The sequence below is a fragment of the Bradyrhizobium sp. CCBAU 53415 genome, assembly GCF_028128735.1.
Taxonomy (GTDB): domain Bacteria; phylum Pseudomonadota; class Alphaproteobacteria; order Rhizobiales; family Xanthobacteraceae; genus Bradyrhizobium.
The window spans coordinates 1,231,799-1,248,807 of the sequence record NZ_LBJF01000001.1; the positions used below are offsets into that span (position 1 = coordinate 1,231,799).

17 protein-coding genes are annotated in these 17,009 nt (G+C 64.9%); 6 read left to right on the forward strand and 11 right to left on the reverse strand.

The features are described 5' to 3' along the window. Nucleotides 1–139: 139 nt before the first annotated feature. The 6 genes from XH87_RS05755 to XH87_RS05780 all read right to left on the reverse strand — a co-directional run bounded on the left by XH87_RS05755 (nt 140) and on the right by XH87_RS05780 (nt 5,703). Entirely contained in the window at nt 140–898 is a 759-nt protein-coding gene (locus XH87_RS05755) for an SDR family oxidoreductase (RefSeq protein ID WP_158671709.1), read from the reverse strand. Nucleotides 899–924: 26 nt separating this feature from the next. Further along, nucleotides 925–1,683, reverse strand: coding sequence for a proteasome-type protease (locus tag XH87_RS05760; protein WP_158671708.1), 759 nt, complete (start codon nt 1,681–1,683; stop codon nt 925–927). Between the two features lie 210 nt (nt 1,684–1,893). Further along, nucleotides 1,894–2,301 (reverse strand): carboxymuconolactone decarboxylase family protein, encoded by a 408-nt coding sequence (locus XH87_RS05765; RefSeq protein WP_271586479.1) that lies wholly within the window; start codon nt 2,299–2,301, stop codon nt 1,894–1,896. Between the two features lie 67 nt (nt 2,302–2,368). After that, nucleotides 2,369–3,217, reverse strand: coding sequence for a transglutaminase family protein (locus tag XH87_RS05770; protein ID WP_271586480.1), 849 nt, complete (start codon nt 3,215–3,217; stop codon nt 2,369–2,371). Between the two features lie 118 nt (nt 3,218–3,335). After that, a complete protein-coding gene (locus tag XH87_RS05775) occupies nt 3,336–4,280 on the reverse strand; it encodes an alpha-E domain-containing protein (RefSeq protein WP_035702027.1) in 945 nt (314 codons plus the stop codon). 4 nt (nt 4,281–4,284) lie between these two features. Continuing rightward, nucleotides 4,285–5,703, reverse strand: a complete 1,419-nt coding sequence (locus XH87_RS05780) for a circularly permuted type 2 ATP-grasp protein (RefSeq protein WP_271586481.1) — start codon at nt 5,701–5,703, stop codon at nt 4,285–4,287. 282 nt (nt 5,704–5,985) lie between these two features. Here XH87_RS05780 and XH87_RS05785 point away from each other — a divergent pair, with 282 nt between their 5' ends. The 3 genes from XH87_RS05785 to XH87_RS05795 all read left to right on the forward strand — a co-directional run bounded on the left by XH87_RS05785 (nt 5,986) and on the right by XH87_RS05795 (nt 8,004). Continuing rightward, nucleotides 5,986–6,723 (forward strand): competence/damage-inducible protein A, encoded by a 738-nt coding sequence (locus tag XH87_RS05785; RefSeq protein WP_035702022.1) that lies wholly within the window; start codon nt 5,986–5,988, stop codon nt 6,721–6,723. Nucleotides 6,724–6,751: 28 nt separating this feature from the next. Beyond that, on the forward strand, nt 6,752–7,279 hold the full coding sequence (gene gpt, locus XH87_RS05790; RefSeq protein WP_035702019.1) for a xanthine phosphoribosyltransferase: 528 nt from the start codon (nt 6,752–6,754) through the stop codon (nt 7,277–7,279). 107 nt (nt 7,280–7,386) lie between these two features. Further along, the gene (locus XH87_RS05795; RefSeq protein WP_271586482.1) at nt 7,387–8,004 is read left to right on the forward strand and encodes a hypothetical protein; all 618 of its coding nucleotides are present in this window, start codon (nt 7,387–7,389) and stop codon (nt 8,002–8,004) included. Nucleotides 8,005–8,026: 22 nt separating this feature from the next. Here XH87_RS05795 and XH87_RS05800 read toward each other — a convergent pair whose 3' ends face one another. Continuing rightward, nucleotides 8,027–9,049, reverse strand: coding sequence for a methionine synthase (locus XH87_RS05800; protein WP_158671701.1), 1,023 nt, complete (start codon nt 9,047–9,049; stop codon nt 8,027–8,029). A 133-nt stretch (nt 9,050–9,182) separates the two neighbouring features. Here XH87_RS05800 and XH87_RS05805 point away from each other — a divergent pair, with 133 nt between their 5' ends. From XH87_RS05805 to XH87_RS05815, 3 genes are all read left to right on the forward strand, one after another. Further along, a complete protein-coding gene (locus tag XH87_RS05805; RefSeq protein WP_271586483.1) occupies nt 9,183–9,884 on the forward strand; it encodes a glutathione S-transferase N-terminal domain-containing protein in 702 nt (233 codons plus the stop codon). Nucleotides 9,885–10,023: 139 nt separating this feature from the next. Beyond that, nucleotides 10,024–10,632, forward strand: a complete 609-nt coding sequence (locus XH87_RS05810) for a 2-hydroxychromene-2-carboxylate isomerase (RefSeq protein ID WP_271586484.1) — start codon at nt 10,024–10,026, stop codon at nt 10,630–10,632. Beyond that, the gene (locus tag XH87_RS05815; RefSeq protein WP_271586485.1) at nt 10,632–11,609 is read left to right on the forward strand and encodes an NADPH:quinone oxidoreductase family protein; all 978 of its coding nucleotides are present in this window, start codon (nt 10,632–10,634) and stop codon (nt 11,607–11,609) included. Before XH87_RS05810 ends, XH87_RS05815 begins: the two co-directional genes overlap by 1 nt. 101 nt (nt 11,610–11,710) lie before the next feature. On the opposite strand, the gene XH87_RS05820 is transcribed toward XH87_RS05815, so the two are convergent. From XH87_RS05820 to XH87_RS05835, 4 genes are all read right to left on the reverse strand, one after another. Further along, the gene (locus XH87_RS05820; protein WP_271586486.1) at nt 11,711–12,601 is read right to left on the reverse strand and encodes a crotonase/enoyl-CoA hydratase family protein; all 891 of its coding nucleotides are present in this window, start codon (nt 12,599–12,601) and stop codon (nt 11,711–11,713) included. Between the two features lie 302 nt (nt 12,602–12,903). Next, entirely contained in the window at nt 12,904–14,325 is a 1,422-nt protein-coding gene (locus tag XH87_RS05825) for an amidase (RefSeq protein WP_271586487.1), read from the reverse strand. Continuing rightward, nucleotides 14,318–15,490 carry a M20 aminoacylase family protein gene (locus tag XH87_RS05830; protein ID WP_271586488.1) on the reverse strand — a complete coding sequence of 391 codons (1,173 nt, stop codon included), beginning with the start codon at nt 15,488–15,490 and terminating at the stop codon, nt 14,318–14,320. The genes XH87_RS05825 and XH87_RS05830 overlap by 8 nt, the downstream gene beginning before the upstream one ends. Before the next feature lie 13 nt (nt 15,491–15,503). Continuing rightward, the gene (locus XH87_RS05835; protein ID WP_271586489.1) at nt 15,504–17,009 is read right to left on the reverse strand and encodes a M81 family metallopeptidase; all 1,506 of its coding nucleotides are present in this window, start codon (nt 17,007–17,009) and stop codon (nt 15,504–15,506) included.

The following is a 17,009-nucleotide window of genomic DNA, read 5'->3' on the forward strand; positions in this document are numbered from 1 at the left end:
ACAAGATCGCGGTGGCGTGGGCCCCGGCTCAGCAGCGCGTCATTTCATGCCGCGCTGCGTCCGGGGCACGGTCGTGGATAGAGCGTAGGGAAATCAATGGCATCCCTACTGTGCATGGGGTTGTTTTCGCGTTTTTGAGTTAGCCCCGTCCGACGAACGGCATCTTCGTAGCCATCACCGTCATGGTCAGCACATTGGCATCGAGTGGCAGGCCGGCCATGTAGGCCACGGCATCACCGACCGCCTTGGCGTCCATGCGCGGCTCGTGCTTGGTGGTGCCGTCGGGCTGCAGCACGCCGGGGCCGTTGACCATGCGGTCGGTCATCGGTGTCGCAGCATTGCCGATGTCGACCTGGCCGACCGCGATGTCGTACATGCGGCCGTCGAGATTGCTGGCCTTGGTCAGGCCGGTGATGGCGTGCTTGGTCGAGGTGTAGGCGGCCGAGAACGGCCGCGGCGCGTGAGCCGAGATCGAGCCGTTGTTGATGATGCGGCCGCCGCGCGGAGTCTGGTCCTTCATGATGCGGAAGGCGTGCTGGGTGCACAGGAACGGGCCGGTGAGGTTGGTGTTCACCACCGCCTGCCATTGCTCGAGGCTGAGGTCCTCGAAGTTCACGGCCGGCGCGCCCATGCCGGCATTGTTGAAGAGCACGTCGAGGCGGCCATAGGTGTCCTTCACCTTGGCAAACAGCGCAGCGATGGAGTCCGGCTTGGTCATGTCGGCGGTGACGCAGAGGCTTTTTCCCGCGGGACCGAGCTTCGCCGTCTCCTCGAGCATGTCGAGCCGGCGGCCTGCGAGCACCACGGTGAAGCCGGTGTTCATCAGCGCCAGCGACGCCGCGCGGCCGACGCCGGTGCCGGCGCCCGTCACCACTGCGATCTTTTTCGCTTCACTCATCGTTTCCTGCCTTTTCTCTTCTGCTGTCAGGTTTTGGGTTCTTTTTCGTTCTTGTAGGGCGGCCGCGGAATGTTCTGATGCGCCGCGCGCAAAGCCGCCGACCAGCGCGAGCGCAGATCGTGAAAATAGGGCTCGCCCGCCTCGATGCGGTGGTTGAGATCGGCTTCGCAGGCGTCGGCGCGCACCACCAGCACATCGATTGGCAGGCCGACGCCGAGGTTCGAGCGCATGGTCGAGTCCATCGAGATCAGGCCGGTCTTCAGCGCCTCGTAGAGCTCGACGTCGTAGTGCATGGCGCGGTCGAGCACCGGCTTGCCGTATTTGTGCTCGCCGATCTGCAAATAGGGCGTGTCGGTGGTGCACTCGATGAAATTGCCGGCGGTGTAGACCATGAACAGGCGCATCCGCGCGCCCTTGATCTGGCCGCCGAACAGGAAGGAGACGTCGAAGGACACGTCCTCGGATTTCAGCGCCGGTCCTTCGGTGGCATGCACCGCCCGGATCGCCCGGCCGATGCGCTGGGCGGCCTGGAACATGGTCGGTGCGTTCATCAGCGTCTCGATCTCGCCCGTGTTGGGATCCTCCAGGCCTTCGGTCAGGGTGGAGAGCACCGACTGGCTGATCGCGAGATTGCCGGCGCTGGCGATCGCCATGATGCGCTCGCCGGGCTTGGAGAAGATGTGGAGCTTGCGGAAGGTCGAGACGTTGTCGAGGCCGGCATTGGTGCGGGTGTCGGCGATCATCACCAGACCGTCCCGAACCAGGATTCCGCAACAATAGGTCATTTCCAGTCCCCGAACGCGTTTGCGCGGAATTACTAGCCAATTTCCGGAGCCGCTCCAACCCCCGATTGCCGCGAGAGGCCGTCATTCCGGGGCGCGCGTCAGCGCGAGCCCGGAATCCATTGGGCCGCAGAGTTGGTGGATGATTGGATTCCGGGTTCGCGACTTCGTCGCGCCCCGGAATGACAGTGAACTCTGCGACCGCGATCGGCCTCAATCCGCCGCGTCGACGAGAAACGCCTGATCGACCGGCACGCCGAGCGCCGTGACCAGCCGGTTTGTCTCCGCGGCCATGCCGACGATGGCGAGCAGCTCGCCATATTCGGCCTCGGTCATGCCCTTGGCCCGCGCCGCGGCGGTGTGCGAATGGATGCAGTAGCTGCAGCCATGGGCGATCGAAACCGCGACATAGAGCATTTCCTTGACCTTGGGATCGAGCGCACCCGGAGCCATCACTTCCTTGATGCTCTCCCAGGTCCGCCGCAGCGTCTTCGGATCATGCGCCAGCGCGCGCCAGAAATTGTTGACGAAATCCGACTGCCGCACCTTTCGGATATCGTCGAAGACGGCGCGCGCCTCGGCGGAGAGTTCATCATCCGAAAGCAGTTTTACGGTCGTCATGGGCTACCTCGCCGGTCTGATCTGATCCTGCAATTGTAGCACGGCGCATGCGCTCGGCCGGCAGTGCCTAGCTCTGCCGCTGGGACTGCGATTGCGACTGCCCGCCGCGGCCGGCCTGTTCGACCTTCACGGCCACCGCCAGCGTCTCCGTGCCGCCGCCATAGCGCGTGCCGCGCACGGGAGCCGCGCCGAGATAGTCGAGCCCGATCGCGACGCGGACATGGGCGTCGGTGGCGCAGATGCTGTTGGCGGGATCGAAGCCGACCCAGCCGAGATCGGGCACGTAAGCCTCCGCCCAGGCATGGCCGGCCTCCTGATGCACCGTCTCGTCCGAACGCAGAAAGTGCCCGGAGACGAAGCGCGCCGGAACGCCGCCGGCGCGGGCGCAGGCGATGAAGATGTGCGCGTAGTCCTGGCAGACCCCGCGCTTGAGCGCGAACGCCTCCGCCGCGGTCGTGCCACTGTTGGTGGGGTCCTCGTCGAACGTCATGTGATCGGCAATCTGCGTCATCAACGTGTGCAGGAAGCCCAGCGTGTCGCTCTCGGCCTCGCTGCGCAACTGGCGCGCAACCGCCGTCATCGCCGGATCGACGGCGGTGAGATCGGTGGAGCGCAGGAACATGCCGGCCGGGAAACGCTCATCCGTGCCGCGCAGCACGCCGCCGGTGTCGTGGGTCTCGATCAGCCCTTCGGCGATGATCTGGATGTCGCCGACAGGCCCGCAGGACAGCACGTGGGTGACGTTGCCGAACGCGTCCTCATGCATGTCGAGCTTGGTATCGGTGGAGACGTCGATCTGCCATTCCGCGACGTATTGCCCGTCATGGCTGCCCGGCGTCATGCGCAGGATCTGGATCACGCTGGTGGCCGGCGGCTCGTAGCGATAGGTCGTGGTGTGCTGGATTCGCAGGCGCATGGTGTTTCGATTCCGTCATTCCGGGATGGCGCGAAGCGCCAGACCCGGAATCTCGAGATTCCGGGTTCGATTCTTCGCATCGCCCCGGAATGACGAAAAGTGAAGGTTTCAGTCTCGGCTAGATCAAATACTGCTTCGTAACGATTTCGCCCAGCCTGGAATTGTCCGCGATGAATTCCTGAATGAATTCATGCACGCCATGCTGGAAAATGTCGTTCATGTTGCTGTGTTCCAGCCGGTTGCGGATGCCGCGGGCGTGGCGCTGGGCCGGGCCCTGGCGGCCATAGGCGACGCCGATCTGGTCGAGGTTGCGCACGAGATTGCCGTAGCAGCTGGCGAGCGAGCGCGGCAGCGTGTCGTTGAGGATGAGCAGGTCCGCGATCAGCCACGGTTTCAGCGTCTCGCGATAGACCCAGTGATAGGCGGTCAACGCCGAGACCGAGCGCAGGATCGAGCTCCACTGATAGAAGTCGAGCGGGCCGCCGACGTGCTCCTCCTCGGGCAGCAGCACATGATATTTCACGTCGAGAATGCGCGCGGTGTTGTCGGCGCGCTCAAGATGCACGCCCATTCGCGAGAACCAGTAGGCGTCGTTGCGCAGCATGGTCCGGTAGGCGGAGCCGTCGAAGCGCAGCGAGGTCTCTTGCACGAAGCGCAGGAACTTCGCGAGATCCTCGCGCGTCGAGGTGCCCTTGCTCCACACCGCCTGAAGCTCGATCCAGGCCGAGTTGATGGTGTCCCACATCTCGCTGGTCAGCGCAGTGCGCACCGAGCGCGAGTTCAGCCGCGCCGCTTCGATGCAGTTCCTGATCGAGGACGGGTTGTTCGGCGAGAAGGAGAGGTAGTCGACGACGTTGTGCTCGTTGGCTTCCTCATAGGTCTGATAGAAGCTGGCGGCGACGCCGGCGGTGAGCAGCGCCGAGTCCCACTCATTGGTCTTGCCGATATAGGCGGCGGGAAGCGCGGTGACGCGCAGCGTCGCGTCGATGGTGCGCGCGAGATATTCGGCCCGTTCGACGTAGCGGGCGAGCCAGTAGAGGTTTTCGGCGGTACGCGACAGCATCTCTCTACTCGTCCAAAATCCACGTGTCTTTGGTGCCGCCGCCCTGGCTCGAATTCACCACCAGGGAGCCTTCCTTGAGCGCGACGCGTGTGAGCCCGCCTGGCACGATGGTGGTGCTCTTGCTGCCCGTGAGCACGAAGGGCCGCAAATCGACATGGCGCGGGGCGAGGCCGGATGCGGTGCAGGTCGGGCAGGTCGAGAGCGCCAGCGTCGGCTGCGCGATGAAACCTTCCGGCTCGCGCTTGAGCTTGTCGCGGAACGCTTCGATCGTTGCTTTGGTCGCAGCGGGGCCGATCAGCATGCCGTAGCCGCCGGAGCCGTGCACTTCCTTGACGACGAGATCGCCAAGATTGTCCAGCACATAGGCGAGGTCCTTCGGCTCGCGACAGCGCCAGGTCGGCACGTTCTTCAGGATCGGCTCCTCGCCGAGATAGAACTTCACGATGTCAGGCATGTAGGAGTAGATCGCCTTGTCGTCGGCGATGCCGGTACCGACGGCGTTGGCGAGGGTGATGTTTCCGGCCGCATAGGCTGACATCAGCCCGGGCACGCCGAGCACGGAGTCGGGACGGAAGGTGAGGGGATCGAGGAAATCGTCGTCGACGCGGCGATAGATCACGTCGACCCGTTTCAGCCCTTCCGTCGTCCGCATGAACACTTCGTTGTTCTTGACGATGAGGTCACGGCCTTCGACCAGCTCGATGCCGAGCTTGTCGGCGAGGAACGAGTGCTCGTAATAGGCCGAATTGTAGACGCCGGGCGTGAGCAGGGCGACGGTCGGCTCGCTGGACGCGCTCAGCGGCGCGACCGAGCGCAGGGCCGCGAGCAGCTCGTCCGGATAGCGTTCGACCGGCGCCACCTTGTGGCGGGCGAACAGGTCCGGAAACAGCCGCATCATGATCTCGCGGTTTTCCAGCATGTAGGACACGCCCGACGGCGTGCGGGCGTTGTCCTCCAGCACGATGAAGTCCTCGGCGTCGACCCGGACGATGTCGATGCCGGCGACGTGCACGTAGACGTCGTGCGGCACCTGCTGGCCGTTCATCTCGGGACGGAACACCGGATTCTGGAAGATCAGATCGTCGGGCACGATTTCGGCGCGGAGGATGTCGCGGCCGTGATAGATGTCGCGCAGGAACATGTTGAGCGCGCGCACGCGCTGCTTCAGGCCCTTCTCCAGCCGCGCCCATTCCTTGCCGGACATGATCCTCGGGATCACGTCGAACGGGATCAGGCGCTCGGTTGACTCGGAATCGCCGTAGACCGCGAAAGTGATGCCGATCCGGCGGAACAGGAGCTCGGCCTCCTGGCGCCGATACTCGAGCGCTTCGGGGGGCGTCTCCTCGAGCCAGCGCGCCAGCTCCTGATAGGCGGGGCGAAGGTCTCCGCCGGGAATATACATTTCGTCAAACGCGACTGCCATAGATTCCGACTGTTCTTCCCCAGGCGTTGCGCCATCGATCAGGTCGTTTCGGCCTTGCTGACGACCGCAACGTCCTGTGACCATGCCGTGAGAGTGCATGACTTCCATAGGAGGTAGCAAGGGCCGGGCCAGCGCGATAAGCATTGAGGAGGGGCATTTGCCGCGGACGGCCGGTGGCTTGCCTGAAAAAATGGCTGAGGACTGCTTATTTCAGAAGCAAAACCGCGTGACTTCAACGCGTTACCTCGGCAAAGTCGGTGCTACAGGTGAGGGACTTAAGGCATGAGCGACATCGTCACGGCGGGCATTCTGGTCATTGGGGACGAAATCCTGTCCGGCCGGACCAAGGACAAGAATATCGGCTTCATCGCCGAATATCTGACCAATATCGGCATCGACCTGAAGGAGGTCCGGGTCGTCTCCGACGACGAGGCGGACATCATCGCCGCGCTGGACGCACTGCGGCACCGCTACACCTACGTCTTCACAACGGGCGGCATCGGCCCGACTCATGACGACATCACCGCCGATGCCGTCGCCAAGGCGTTTGGCGTCGGTATCGATCATCACCCGGAGGTCGTCGCCCGCTTCCGCGAGCGCTGGAGCGAGCAGGATCTCAACGAGGCCCGCCTGCGGATGGCTCGCATCCCCGACGGTGCCGAACTGATCCAGAGCGCAACCATACTCGCTCCCGGCTTCAAGATCGGCAATGTCATCGTCATGGCGGGCGTGCCGTCGATCATGCAGGCGATGATGGACATCGTCTCTCCCAAGCTGAAATCGGGCGTGCGCATGCTCTCCGAGTCGGTCCGCGCCAACGCGCGCGAGGGAGACATCGGCGGCCCGCTGCGGGCGATCGCCGCCGCCCATCCCGACACCATCATCGGCAGCTATCCCTTCATGGACGAGGAGCAGAGGCCGAACACCAATCTGGTGGTGCGCTCGCGCGATCCGGAGAAGCTGGCGGCGGCGATGGCTGCGGTGAAGGAAATGCTGGCGGGATTGAACATCAGCCGCTAGCACGGCCCTGACGAAGCAGGAGACGACGATGGCTGGTGAAGCACCGGAACCGAACGCGCAGGAGAAGGCTGGCAGGGCCTTTCCGGTCTCGTGGGACCAGTTCCACCGGGACTGCCGGGCGTTGACCTGGCGGCTCAACGAGGTCGGTCCGTTCCACGCGGTGATCGCGATCACCCGCGGCGGCCTGGTGCCGGCTGCGATCGTGGCGCGCGAGTTAGGGGTGCGCGTGATCGACACGGTCTGCATCGCGAGCTACGACCACGACAAGCAGGGCGAACTCCAGGTCCTCAAGGGCATTTCGGAAGCGGCGATGACGCTCGGCGGCGGCACCGGCAAGGGGCTCCTGATCGTCGACGACCTCGTCGACACCGGCAAGACCGGCAAGCTGGTACGCGAGATGCTGCCGGACGCGCATTTCGCCACCGTCTATGCCAAGCCGATGGGACGTCCGCTGGTCGACACCTTCATCACGGAAGTCTCGCAGGACACCTGGATCTTCTTCCCCTGGGACACCGCGCTGTCCTATCACCCGCCGCTTCGCGACGGCGCGGCGTGACTGCCGCCGTCATTGCGAGGAGCGAAGCGACGAAGCAATCCAGACTGCTTCCGCGGATGCATTTCTGGATTGCTTCGCTTCGCTCGCAATGACGGGCGGAGGCACCCGTGCCCCTTCAGAATCGCGTCACCCCCACTGGCGACATCATCGCCACGCCGCATCGCGGAATGTTCACCGGTAACCGCGGCATCATCCACGATCCCGCGACCAAGACGCTGCTGAAGAAGCGCTGGTCGTCGCTGGCCTGGATTACGTGTCTGTGTGAGTTTCGCGGCTGGCGGCGGCCGGTGATGGCGCGGCGGAGCTGGACCGAGCTGTTCTTTCTCGACGAAGCCACGGCCTTCGCAGCCGGACATCGGCCGTGCTTCTTCTGCCGCCGCGACGATGCCAAACGGTTTCGCGCGGCATGGGAAGCGGGGAATGCTGCAAGCGACATCAGTGCGAAGACGATGGATGCCGTTCTGCATCGGGAGCGTCTCGAACGCAGTCGCAAGCGGTTGCACCCGCTCCCGATGCCGCTGGCAGACCTGCCCGACGGGGCGATGGTGGAGCAGGGCGAGGAGAGCTTCCTGGTGGTGCAGGGAAAGGCGTTGCTGTGGTCGCCGGCGGGCTATGCCGCCGGCGCGCGTCGGCTTGACGACGTGAAGTTGCTGACGCCCCCCTCGACACTGCGCGCGATCATCGCCGGCTATCAGCCGATGCTACATCCAACGGCGCTGGGCTGAAGCGAGGCCGACGACGTCGTAATCACCCCAGCTTCTCGCGCGCCAGCGCAGCGCCGGCGCCGAGCGCCGCCAGCTTCGCTTCAGCGATCTCCCGCCGCATCGGCGCCATGCCGCAATTGGTGGTGGCGATGATGTTGCTCTTGGGCACGAATTTCGACACCGCGTCGATCACCTTCACGACGTCCTCGGCGGTCTCCACCGTGTCGCTGGCGACGTCGATCACGCCCGCCTGCACGATCTTGGTCTTGAGCAGCGCCAGCAGGTCGAGCGGCACTTTCGAATTGCGACATTCGATTGCGACCTGCTGGATCGGGCTCGCATCGATCGCCGGGAAGATCTGCTCGTACTGCCGCCATTGGCTGCCTAGCGTCTCCTTCCAGTCGGTGTTCGCCTTGATGCCGTAGCCGTAGCAGATGTGAACGGCGGTGGCGCAGCTGAGGCCTTGCGCGGCGCGCTCCAGCGCCTTGATACCCCAATCGTTGACCTCGTCCATGTAGACGTTGAAGGCCGGCTCGTCGAACTGCACGAGATCGACGCCGTCGGCCTGCAATGCCTTGGCCTCCTCGTTGAGCAGCTCGGCGAAGGCAAAGGCCATCTTCACGCGGTCGCCATAGTAGCGATCTGCAATGGTGTCGATGATGGTCATCGGGCCGGGCAGGGTGAACTTCAGCTGCTTCCCGGTATGCGTGCGCGCCACGCGCGCCTCGAAGGCATGGACGCGTCCCTTGAGCCGGAGCGGGGCGACCACTTGCGGCACCATTGCCTTGTAGCGGTCCTTGCGGATGCCCATCTCGACCTTGTGGGCGAAGTCGATGCCCTCGATCTTCTCCAGGAAACCGTGGACGAAATGCTGACGGGCCTGCTCGCCCTCGGTGACGATGTCGATGCCGGCGTCCTCCTGGATCTTCAGCCAGATCAGCGTCGCGTCGCGCTTGGCGCGGAGCAGCTCATCGCCTTGCGATTTCCAGGGCGCCCACAGCATGTTGGGCTCGGCGAGCCATTCGGGCTTCGGCAAGGAGCCGGCGATCGTGGTTGGAAACAGCATGGCGGACCTCCCGGCAGGTTGTGTTGCGCCCCTTCCTGCCATGTCCTAACGTCGAGGTACAGAACAACGAAAGTCGCTCTCCAATCCGGCGGCGGCGACAGGAAATGCCCAGGAAGATCTCAAGGGAAAGGTCATGATCGACCTCTATTACGCGCCGACGCCGAACGGCTGGAAAATCTCGATCATGCTGGAGGAACTCGGGCTTCCCTATCGCGTGAAGCCCGTCAACATCCGCGCCGGCGAGCAGTTCAGCCCGGAATTTCTCGCGATCTCCCCGAACAACCGCATCCCCGCGATCGTCGATCACGCTCCCGCCGACGGCGGAGAACCGTTCTCGGCCTTCGAGACCGGCGCGATCCTGATCTATCTCGCCGAAAAGACCGGCCGTTTCTTGCCCGCCGACTTGCGCGGCCGCTCCACCACCATCCAGTGGGTGATGTGGCAGATGGCCGGCCTCGGGCCGATGCTCGGCCAGCACGGCCATTTCGCGCTCTATGCGGCGGCGAAGATCCCTTACGCGATCGAACGCTATCGCGATGAGGCGGCCCGGCTGTATGGGGTGCTCGACCGGCAGTTGGAGAAGACCGGTTCCTATGTCGCCGGCGACTATTCCGTCGCCGACATCGCCTGCTTTCCCTGGACCATGACCCACAAGGCGCAGGGCTTTACGCTGGACGACTATCCGAACGTCAAGCGCTGGTATGCCGAGGTCCGCGCCAGGCCGCAGGTGCAGGCGGGACTTGCGATCGGCAAATTCGTGAAAGAGCCGTTCGATGAGGAATCACGCAAGATCATGTTCGGGCAAAGGGCTAAGGAAGTGTTGGGAAGGAAGTAGGCCTCCGCCCCATCCTCGTCATTGCGAGGAGCGAAGCGCCGAAGCAATCCAGACTGTTTCCGCGGAAAGATCCTGGATTGCTTCGCTTCGCTCGCAATGACGGAGGAGGGAGCAACGCAAGCAATACAAAGGAAACGTCATGATCGAATTCTTCTTCGACTGCTCCAGTCCCTGGACCTACCTCGCCTTCCACAACATCCAGCCGCTGGCCAAGGAGCTAGGCACCGAGATCGTCTGGCTGCCGATCCTGGTCGGCGGCATCTTCAATACGGTCAATCCGAGCGTCTATGCGCAGCGGGAGAAGCCGGTGCCGCTGAAGGCGCGATACATGAAGAAGGATCTTCAGGACTGGGCGCGCTCGGCGGGCCTTGCGATCAAGATGCCGCCGACGGTGTTTCCCGTGAACAGCGTCAAGGCGATGCGCGGCTGCATCTGGTTGGGCAAGGACATGGTGCCGTTCGCAACGGCCGTGTTCGAGGCCTATTGGGGCGACGACAAGGACATTTCGCAGGACTCCGTGCTTGCCGAGATCTGCAGGAAGGTCGGCATCGACGAGCAGAAGTTCTTCGCCGGCATTTCCGAGCAGGCGATCAAGGATCAGCTCAAGGCGAATACCGAAGAGGTCGTCGCCCGCGGCGGCTTCGGCTCGCCGACGATCTTCGTGAACAGGATCGACATGTACTTCGGCAACGACCGCCTGCCGTTGATCCGCGAAGCGCTGCTGCGCAACAAGGCGAGCGCGGCCTGATGGTGCGCGCTGTCGTCTGCCGCGCGCTTGGCCCGCCCGAGACGCTGCGGCTGGAGGAGTTTCCGTCGCGCGCCCTGAACCCGGGCGAGGTGCGCGTCGCGATTCGCGCCGCCGGCCTGAATTTCCCTGACGTGCTGATGGCCGCCGGCCAATATCAGCTCAAGCCGGAGCTTCCGTTTACACCTGGCATGGAGGCGGCCGGCGACGTCACCGAAGTGGGTGCGGAGGCGAGAGGTGTTGCTGTCGGCGACAAGGTCATCGTCAAGATGCGCCACGGCGCCTTCGCCGACGAAGCCGTCGTCGTACCGTCGCAGCTCACGCCGATGCCGTCCACGTTCGACTACGCGGAAGCTGCGACCTATCTCGCCGGTCACGGCACCGCCTACCACGCGTTGATCGATCGCGGCCGGGTCGAGCCGGGCGAGGTGCTGCTGGTGCACGGCGCCGGCGGCGGCGTTGGCCTTGCCGCGGTCGAGATCGGCAAGATGCTGGGCGCGACCGTAATCGCGACCGCGTCCAGCGACGAGAAGCTCGCCATTGCCAAGGCGCGCGGCGCCGATCATCTCGTCCGTTACGACCGCGAGCCGTTTCGCGATGCGGTCAAGCGCATCACCGACGGGCGGGGCGCGGACGTCGTGTTCGATCCGGTCGGTGGGGAGGTCTTTGAGGATTCGATGCGCTGCATCGCCTGGGGCGCGCGCCTCTTGGTGATCGGCTTCACGGGGGGCATCGGATCGGCGAAGACCAATCTCTTGCTGATCAAGGGCGCCAGCGTGCTCGGCGTGCGCGCGGGTGAGGCGGTGCGGAAGAACCCCGCGCTCGGACAAGTGCGCCTGAACGCGCTGCTGCAATGGGCGGAGCAGGGCAAGCTGCGCCCCAACGTCTCGCACCGCCTGCCGCTGGAGGACTGTGCGAAGGCGATGCGGCTGCTGATCGACCGCAAGGCGATCGGGCGCGTGGCGCTGATGATGGAGTGAGGGAGGAGGGTGGGTTAGCGAAGCGTAACCCACCGCTTCTGTTACCGCGGACACTAAAGAGGTGGGTTACGCCTTCGGCTAACCTAGCCCACCCTACGAAGCTATTTGTACTCCCGCTCCGTCCACCACGGGAAATAGTCCGGCATGTCGGTCGACACCTTGTCCTTGAATTGCGCGGGGCGCTTCTCCAGGAACGACACCACGCCTTCCTTGACGTCGTCGGAGCGGCCGCGGGCGTAGATGCCGCGGCTGTCGACCTTGTGGGCTTCCATGGGATCGTCGGCGCCCATCATGCGCCACATCATCTGACGGATCAGCGCGACCGAGACCGGTGCGGTCTTGGCGCAAAATTCCTTGGCGAGCGCGCGAGCGGTCGGCAGGAGATCGTCAGGCGCTACGACCTTGCTGACGAGACGACCGGCGAGCGCTTCCTGCGCGGGGAAAACGCGGCCCGAATAGCACCATTCCAGCGCCTGCGAGATGCCGACGATGCGCGGCAGGAACCAGCTGGAGGCGGCCTCCGGCACGATGCCGCGCTGGGAGAACACGAAGCCGAACCGCGCGACGTCCGAGGCAATGCGGATGTCCATTGCGAGCTGCATGGTGACGCCGATGCCGACCGCGGGGCCGTTCACCGCGGCGATCACGGGCTTCAGGCACTTGAAGATGCGCAGTGTCACTTGCCCGCCGCCGTCGCGCACCTGCGGGTCGCTGTAGTCGACCTTGCCGTCGGCAAAACGCTTCACCGGCCCGCGCCGCGCGTCGCGATCGAACGTATCGGCGCCGGAGGAGAGATCGGCGCCCGCGCAAAAGCCGCGGCCGGCGCCGGTGACGATGATGGCGCGGACGTTGTCGTCCTTGTCGGCGGCGTCGAACGCGTCGATCAGTTCTGCTTGCATCTGCGCATTGAAGGCGTTGAGCTTGTCGGGCCGGTTCAGCGTGATGGTGAGGATCTGCTCGGCGAGCTCGTATTTGATCGTCTCATACGCCATGGGTGTTTCCTTCCTTTAGTTTTTCGCTGCGCAGACGGCAGAGGGCTTAAGTTTTCGTCACCCTCCCCTGGAGGGGGAGGGTCGATCGCGCGTAGCGCGAGCGGGGTGGGGTGATCTCTCCTCGCGGGCACTGTCGGACGCGGAGAGACCGTCACCCCACCCCGTCTCACATTTTGCTTCGCTCAATGTGATCCGACCCTCCCCCTCCAGGGGAGGGTAAGCAAGAGGCTCCGCATGCTGCCTGTCCCAAGTCATTCGGGCTTGCGCCTAAAGGGCGCGCTTCCCGAGATGACGAGAGCGTCTTACTTCGCCGGCGGCCTGGGCCAGGGCCGCTGCGGACCACGCAGGCCCTCGAATGCCTTCGCCATGCCGAGCACGCCGATGTCGTCGAAGCGGCGGCCGACGATCTGCACGCCGATCGGGAAGCCCTTGGCGTCGAAGCCGCCGTTGACAGAGATCGCCGGGTTCTCCGACATATTCCACGGCACGGTATAGGCGATGTGCTCGAACGGCTTCATGGGATCGTTGGTCGGCGAGGCCCATTCCGCCGCATAGTTCACGTTCGGTGCGGTCGGCGAGACCACATAGTCGAGCTCGCAGAACAGCTTTGAAGCCGCGGCTCGAATCGCCATGGTCTGATTGAAGCCGCGGATGACGTCGACGCCGGAGAGCTTGGCACCGGACTCGCCCCACTTGAAGATATAGGTCAGCACCTTCGCCTGCTCGGCCGGCGTCAGCTTCGACAGATCGTCCCACATCCGCGCGCGCCAGAAATTGTCGAGGCCGTCGAGCATTTCGCGCGTGAGAATGCCGTCCACTTCGGTCACGACGCTGCCTGCGGATTCGAAGGCCTTGGCGGCCTTCACCGCGACCTCGCGCACCGGCTTCTCCAGCGGCAGGCCGCAGCCGGGATCGAGCATCAGGCCGATGCGCAGTTTTCGCGGCGACTTGTCCAGTCCCCTCCAATTTAGCGGCTCGGCGGGCAGGCTCATGCCGTCGCGCCGGTCGGGCTTTGCGATCACGCTCATCATCAGCGCGCAGTCGTCGACCGTGCGCGCCATCGGGCCGGCAACGCGGCCGACATAAGTGGGATCGATCGGCACGCGGCCGAAGCTCGGTTTCAGGCCGACGAGGCCGCACCAAGCGGCGGGCAGGCGGACCGAGCCGCCGATATCGGTGCCGAGATGCAAGGGACCGTAGCCGGCCGCTGCGGCAGCGCCTGCGCCCGCGCTGGAGCCGCCGGGATTCTTGGTGAGGTCCCAGGGATTGCGCGCCAGCGCGTGGAAGCTGGAGAGTCCGGAGGACAGCATGCCGTAATCGGGCATGGTGGTCTTGGCGAAGATGATCGCGCCGGCCTCGCGCAGCCGCGCAGCGGGCGGAGCATCCTTTTCAGCCGGCACGAGCCTGACACTGGCCGCGCCGAGCGGCACCGGCACGCCCTTGGTCGCGATGTTGTCCTTCACCGTGACAGGCACGCCGTCGAGCGCGCCGGACGGCTCGCCGCCGGCCCAGCGCGCGGTCGAGGCCTTGGCGGCCTCGCGCGCGCCGTCGGGATCGAATGCATAGAGCGCCTTCAGATGCGGTTCCCACGCAGCGACGTGCGCGAGCACGTCCTCCAGCACCTCGCTCGGCGAGAACTGCTTGGCGCGATAGCCCGCGATCAGATCGACCGCGGAGAGATCGTGCAGCGAGGTGACCGCCTCTTCGGCACTCTTTTTATGCATGAGCGCCTACCGGCATGCGCGTCTCGATGATGCGGGCGAACATGCTGGCGCCGATTGGCAGGATCTTGTCGTCGAGAACGAAGCCGGGATTGTGCACCGGTACCGAGCCGTCATGGCCGACCCAGAAATAGGCGCCGGGGACGGTCTGCAGCATGTCGGCAAAATCCTCGCTGCCCATCTTCGGCTGGGTGCGGGTGATTACGTTGGCGGGGTCGACGATGGTGCGCGCGACCTCCTCGACCACCTTGGACTGCTCGACCTGGTTGACCAGCACGTCGAAGGTGTCGCGGATGTCGACGTCGATCACGCAACTATAGGCGCTCGCGATGCCGGCGCAGATCGTGCGGATGCGTTCGGCGATCAGGGTGCGGACTTCCTTCGAGAAGGTGCGGATGGTGCCGCAAAGATGCGCGTCGCCGGGAATGACGTTGTAGGCGGAACCGGCGTGAATCTGTGTGATCGAGATGACGGCGGCCTGCAGCGGCTCGACGTTGCGGCTGACGATGGTCTGGATCGCCTGCGCCAGCGTGGTCGCGATGATCACCGCGTCCTTGGAGCGTTCGGGCATCGCGCCATGCGCGCCGTAGCCGGTGATGCGGAGGTCGAAGAAGTCGGCGCTGGCCATCGCGGGGCCGGGCAGGATCGCGATCTCACCGTGGTTGAGGTCGGGCGCGTTGTGCAGGCCGTAGAGCTCGTCGCAGGGAAACTTCTCGAACAGGCCGTCCTTGATCATGGCGCGGGCGCCGCCGAGGCCTTCCTCGGCCGGCTGGAAGATCAGGTGCACGGTGCCGTCGAAGTTCCTGGTCTCGGCGAGATAGCGCGCGGTGCCGAGCAGCATGGTGGTGTGGCCGTCATGGCCGCAGCCGTGGAAGCGGCGGGGGATCTTCGAGCTCCACTTCAGATTGGTGTTCTCCTCCATCGGCAGCGCGTCCATGTCGGCGCGCAGGCCGATGCGCTTGCCGCCCGTCCCCTTGCCCTTGATGACGCCGATCACGCCGGTGCCACCGAGGCCGCGATGCACCTCGATGCCCCAGCTCTTCAGCTTGTCGGCGACGATGCCGGAGGTGCGCACTTCCTCGAAGCCGATCTCGGGATGAGCATGGAGGTCGCGCCTGATAGCGGTGAGTTCGTCGGCATAGCCGTCGATGCGATCAATCGTGGGCATAGGGTCCGTCCAGTTAGCGTGAGGGAGGCGTGAAAACGGGGCCGTTCGGCTTGATGCGGACGCCGGGGCGCAGCTTCGTCCAGGGCAGGGAGGCGGTGTCGGCCGGCATCGCGCCGGGGGCGGCGCAGATCAGGAGCTTCGCCGCGATCGGCTCGAAATCGGCGCGGAAGTGCACCGAGCTCTTGTTGACCAGGATCTTCTCTCGCGTCGGTTCGATGCCGACATAGCGGTACATTGCCTGGTCGGCGAGCTGGGCCTTGTGAGAGGAGACGACGACGCGGACGTCGCCGATGCGAAGGCACGCGGACGGTCCCATCTCCATCTCGCGGCCGCCGTAATAGGGACCGGGTGCAGTGAAGCGGCCGTCGGAGAGCTTTTCGACCAGGAAGGACTCGCGATAGGGCTCGTCGCCGGGAATGCCGGACTTGCCGCCGAGCGAGAGCGTCACGGTGGCGCCGACGCCGGCCGCATGCGCGGCCCTGGCCGATTCCGGATCGTAAATCGCGCCGGTCGCGGCGCTTGCCTTGTTGCGCACCAGCGCGCGCAGCATGCCCGTGGTGTCGGAATCGCCGCCGGCGCCGGGATTGTCTTGGGTATCGGCGATGATGATCGGCTTGCTCGCATTCTTCGCAAGTTCCATCGCATGGCGCACGCCATCGTCAGGCGACCAGATCTTGCCGTCGAAATCGTCCTCGTGGCCTTCGATCAGCTTCACGATCGCATCGGCCGCGCGGTCGGCGTCCGCTTGCGTCTTGCCATAAGCGAACACGCTTGGCCCACAATCGCGGAAATCGGCAGCGGGGAAGCCGGGCGCGAAAGACAGCGTTGGAACCACATCGCCCTCCAGCGCGGCGAGCTTCTCGTAGATGCCTTTGGTGGGCTGATCGTTGGTGCACTGCCAGCTGATCGGGATCAGGAACGGCAATTGCCGGAACGCCTTGGCGAAGCGCTGCTTCGACTTCAGCAGCAGCGCGAGGTGCCTGGCGCAGGCGCGGCCGGTCTCGGCCATGTCGACATGCGGATAGGTGCGATAGGCGATCAGCGCGTCGGCATGCTCGATCATGTCGGGCGTGACGTTGGCGTGCAGGTCGAGGCTTGCGACCAGCGGAACATCCTTGCCGATGACGGGGCGCACGCGGGCCAGGATCTCGCCTTCGCCGTCCTCGAGATGCTCGGTCACCATGGCGCCGTGCAGGTCGAGATAGACCGCATCGATCGGCCCGGCGGCTTTGATGCCGTCGACCATCACCTTCACGATGCGTTCGAAGGCATCCTTGGTGACGTGGGCCGAGGGGCTCGCCCCGCAGGCAATCGTCGGAACGAGTTCCCAGCCATTGGCATCGGCGCTGTCGACGAAGCCGGCGAGGCCGACATTGATGCGGCGCATCACCTTCAAGACGTCGGCACCTCGCGTCATCGCCGGCCAGCCGCCGCCATGCTGGAAGTCCGCGAATGTCGCCTTGGTCGGGGCGAAGGTGTTGGTCTCGTGCAGGAAGCCGCCGACGGCGATGCGTGTCAT